The organism is Pseudoalteromonas rhizosphaerae, assembly GCF_902498845.1.
Lineage (GTDB): Bacteria > Pseudomonadota > Gammaproteobacteria > Enterobacterales > Alteromonadaceae > Pseudoalteromonas > Pseudoalteromonas rhizosphaerae.
The window spans coordinates 1-3296 of sequence record NZ_CABVLM010000032.1; the positions used below are offsets into that span (position 1 = coordinate 1).

The 3296-nt window shown below is 37.3% G+C and carries 4 protein-coding genes and 2 pseudogenes; 1 reads left to right on the plus strand and 5 read right to left on the minus strand.

The annotated features are described in order from the left end of the window. Positions 1–137: 137 nt before the first annotated feature. The 4 genes and pseudogenes from PSR9079_RS23240 to PSR9079_RS24310 form a co-directional block, all read right to left on the minus strand. Positions 138–428, minus strand: coding sequence for a hypothetical protein (locus PSR9079_RS23240; protein ID WP_149983438.1), 291 nt, complete (start codon positions 426–428; stop codon positions 138–140). Between the two features lie 56 nt (positions 429–484). After that, positions 485–829: a hypothetical protein gene (locus PSR9079_RS23245; protein ID WP_149983439.1), complete on the minus strand. Its 345-nt coding sequence runs from the start codon at positions 827–829 to the stop codon at positions 485–487. Between the two features lie 139 nt (positions 830–968). Next, a complete protein-coding gene (locus PSR9079_RS23250) occupies positions 969–1298 on the minus strand; it encodes a hypothetical protein (protein WP_149983440.1) in 330 nt (109 codons plus the stop codon). A gap of 213 nt (positions 1299–1511) precedes the next feature. Next, positions 1512–1740: pseudogene (locus PSR9079_RS24310) on the minus strand (transposase); the annotation flags it as partial. Positions 1741–1754: 14 nt separating this feature from the next. Between PSR9079_RS24310 and PSR9079_RS24110 the strand changes: the two are divergent. Then, a pseudogene (locus tag PSR9079_RS24110) lies at positions 1755–2050 on the plus strand (hypothetical protein); the annotation flags it as partial. A gap of 68 nt (positions 2051–2118) precedes the next feature. Here PSR9079_RS24110 and PSR9079_RS23265 read toward each other — a convergent pair. Beyond that, positions 2119–3048 carry a hypothetical protein gene (locus PSR9079_RS23265; protein WP_149983441.1) on the minus strand — a complete coding sequence of 310 codons (930 nt, stop codon included), beginning with the start codon at positions 3046–3048 and terminating at the stop codon, positions 2119–2121. Positions 3049–3296: the final 248 nt, after the last annotated feature.

Sequence of the window (3296 nt, forward strand, 5' to 3'; positions counted from 1 at the left end):
CTTAACAGCCGCATCGACAGACGAAGTAAACGAATTTGTTTATTGGTTTAGAATTGACCGTCAATTTATAAAAACGGTCAAAAAGAACTCTATTGCCTATTGACAGAGTTAAGGCTCATATGTGTTATGTTTTTATTTTAAATACCACTATGTGTAACAATCAATATTATAAATGTTGAAGTAAAAATGCCTATAAGAACAACCGTTTTGATTAAAGCCATTACGTGATTACGCCAACCTTTTAACTTATATGAACGATACCAAGTTAAAGAAATTGCCACTAAGCCGACAAAAAAAGCCAAATAAACAAAGTAACGTCCGTATGAAAAATAGATATTGGCCAAATCTGGAACAAATAGAAAGGCTGTAGCAACAGTGCATAAACTGCATGCTAGCACCCATACAAATCTATCTATTCTTAGTTCCATTGGCTAGCTACCTCTTGGAAACGCCGTCGCCGTGCCTGGCCTTGTTAGCATTTTTACTACTCATTTAGCTCTGGCAATATCAATTTCTTTTGTAACTTAACGAACGATTCTTTCGTGTATGGACCAAAAACAAACTCGGTAGCATCCGCAAATTTATGGTCTTTTTCCCGATCTATGTAGTAGTAAGCACATGACTGTTCTGGGCAAGCATATACTGAAATGAATTTTTCATTTGCATTGATACTCATGGGCTCATCTATACGTCCAATATATGCTCCATCACCAACGTTAAAGCCAAGACTTTTAACACCGTCTATCCAGTAAACTTCATAGGGTCCATCACTCCAAGAAGAGGAGCATCCCACCAGAAGTACTGCAACCAAAAATGAAATGTGCTTCACGATTCCCCTTGCATGCTAACGCCTTGCTAATTTGCGCGGCAGTTGTAGCGGATTTTTGTGCAACAATGAGCGCAGCGAATGCACAAAAAGGAGCGTAGACCGCTGCGTCAAATTGAGCAATTTTTTATACGCTGGCACTCTAATAAGCTCCTTTCTTTGGAATACAACCATCTTTATCATGAAGCTTGCCTTCTGTAACAACTTTATCTTGAGTACATACCTCGTTAAAACTCCAAATATCAAATGCATCACCTGGAACTGCATTCTCCTTTAGGTGTACCTCAAAATCTTCGAAGTCATCAAAGCCGAATACCCGTGGACAGCTTGCTCCGCGATAAAACCAGTGCTGTACAATAATCGGACCTCTAGCAAGAACTGCCTTTATTTTTAAAACACTTTCACCCGACAGAATCATAGCTCCGTCTGTTGTCCATTCATCTGGTTCGTATCTATCGAATATTCGTTTCATAGTTGATTACGTATAACGAGGCTGTAGAATTACTCGTTTTTGATTTATTTTTATTGATGCATTAACCATAGCCGAGTTCCTATTTTGATTCAATCGGTTACTTCGATTTTACGTAAAATATAAAAAGAGGATTTGCTGTTGCTTTAATAGGCGTTTTGGAAGGTATCACAGGTGTTTGAGTGGATTATTTGAGGTGATAAGGGCTTACGCTAATTAATGCATCGTGTTTCTCAGCTTTTCTAGGTTATGAACAAGGCAATACAACTGCCATTGCGCATTCACTTTCGTTTGTCCACGTAAGGTCAATTTATTCATACCTTTGTTAACTGTAATATTCCGCTGTTTATTTAAAGGAAAGCAGGCTCTATACAGCCAAGTCGTTTGCCATTCCGTCAATAAAAAGCTGCCGTCGCCCGATTGGGCAGTCTATTTTGACTTTGATTATTATAGCTAACGGTGGATTTAGATCTCTGGATCCGCCGTAGGATAAGGATGTGCTACTGGCGGCAATGGCGCTATTTATAAGGAATAGCACGCACTAAAGTACGCAGTTTAATAAGATTGAGTGTTAGCGAACGACTCGCCATAGCCTGTGGTATTACCAGTACCAAAAGTAGGCGCTTGGAAGCGAAGGCCCTTGTAGAAGCTCAAAAACAAAAGGAATTAACATTGCGCTAGGCAATAACTACTTAGCTTCACAAGGTTTAGTGTCATTGAGAGATATTTGGATCAATATTCATTACGGGAGATGAACCGCCCATTGCGGACCCGCATGATGGGTGGTGTGGGGGCTGGAGGTTAGAGACCTCCGGCTACCCGATTATATGCGTTTTTTATATTCAACTATATCAGCAACAAACAAGTTGCTTTCATTATTATTCATATCTGTTTTTTCACTAAAAAAACCTTTTATGACTCTGAACATACCACTTGGAGAAACAACATCATTTTCCTGAGGCAACCAGTTTGACATGAGTATGAGAGTCTCTTGCATTATGACTGATACGTATTCTGCAACATCTGGTTTTAAAACATAGCGATTTAACAGTAAGTCACGAGTGTCCTTTTCAAAGTACCCACTATCGTAAACAACAAACCTTGTGTCATGCACCGTAGATTTCATTAGTAATAACTTATCGTCATTAGCAGGGTTTAGTGTCTTTCCATCCACAACTTTAAATTCAATTCCTTTCTCTGCACATGCCTTAAAATTTTCTTGGTTTTTATATATCAATTCCAGTTTCGTTAAGTTATTTGATATTTTTAATAATCCTATGGAATCTAAATGGGATGAAAATTTTAAGAAAATACTATCTCTACCTATTTCATTAAATAGGCTTCTGACTTCCGATGAAGATTTAAATATCTGAAAACCCAAATAACTTTGATTAGCTATATGGTTTTTAATTTCACCTTTTTTTAACTTCGCTATACCCATAATATTTTCAATTGTATTCGTATCAAGGTTGTACCCATAAACTATCTTTTTCACGAAGTACAAGTAGCTAAATATGCTAGACGATATTTGCTGTCTAATATGTTGATGGATGTATCGAAGTTCTTTTTTTAGGATAAATTGCCTAACGATATCATAGAAGAAGTAAGCGATAAAAAAGAATACTCCATTAGCTCCTACAGACAATAAAACGTTTTTAAAATCACCTTCTGGAATAAAAATAGTTGAAATAAAACACAGTAAAGTAACTGTTCCTAAAGATAAGTATGGCAATACTCTATTTTCTAAATTCATCAACTCTACCTATGGATGCATGAGAGCATATAGACATAATGACTCCCACACGGTGTTAGCCTCCGCTTTTCGTGGGTTAGCTTAATTCAAAGCCAGAGCCATAATTAGTTTATCAATTAATTAAACAGCAGAGGCTAACATGAATAAACATAGCATACTTTTTATCGGACTTGATACACATAAAGAATTCAATGAAGTCGCCTATGTTGAAGAACATAGAGGTGCACAACCTGTTCACCTTGGTCGAT